The sequence below is a fragment of the Streptomyces sp. MS06 genome, from assembly GCF_047200655.1.
GTDB lineage: Bacteria > Actinomycetota > Actinomycetes > Streptomycetales > Streptomycetaceae > Streptomyces.
Genome location: NZ_JBJZOJ010000159.1, coordinates 1 through 689, shown reverse-complemented (window position 1 = coordinate 689; position 689 = coordinate 1). Strand labels below are relative to the sequence as shown.

Annotated in this window: 1 protein-coding gene; it reads left to right on the top strand. The window is 70.0% G+C overall.

All coding sequences use genetic code 11. The annotated features are described in order from the left end of the window. Nucleotides 1-15: 15 nt before the first annotated feature. Nucleotides 16-689 (top strand): FG-GAP repeat domain-containing protein (locus ACL02U_RS32930; RefSeq protein ID WP_412794680.1); only part of this gene is annotated, 674 nt, incomplete at its 3' end.

Genomic DNA, 689 nt, shown 5'->3' with positions numbered 1-689 from the left:
CAGACCGGTGACGGCGTGGACGACGCCGTCGCGGTCGACCAGACGACGGGCAAGCTGTGGCTGTACCGGGGGCCGGACTACTCGGCGCTGACCCGCGTCATGGTGGGCACCGGCGGCTGGAACAGCATGAAGTGGCTGACCGGCGGTGACGTCACCGGGGACGGCATCGGCGATCTGATCGGTGTGTACACGCCGGACGGCTCGCTGCGGATGTACGCGGGCGTCGCCGGGGGCGGCCTGGCCGCCCCGGTCAAGATCGGCACCAGCGGTTGGAACGGCCTGACCGACCTGACGCTGACCGCGCCGCTCGCGGGTGACGGCAGGAAGGACCTGGTCGGCACGGAGATATCCACCGGCAAGCTCTGGGCCTACCCGATCAACTCCGACGGCCACCACGGCACCCGGGTGGAGATCGGCACCGGCGGCTGGAACGGCATGACCGAGCTGATGGGCGGCGACTTCAACGGCGACGGCTACGGAGACGTCGTCGGCGTCGAGAAGTCCACCGGCTATCTGTACCTCTACCCCGGCACCGGGTCCGGCGGCATCGGCTCCCGGACCAAGATCGGGTGGAGTTGGAACGCCATGGAGGACCTCGCCGCGGTCGACGGGATCAGCGGCGACGGCACCACCGACTTCCTGGCCACGCAGAAGTCCAACGGCGTGCGCTACCTCTACCACTCCGGCGC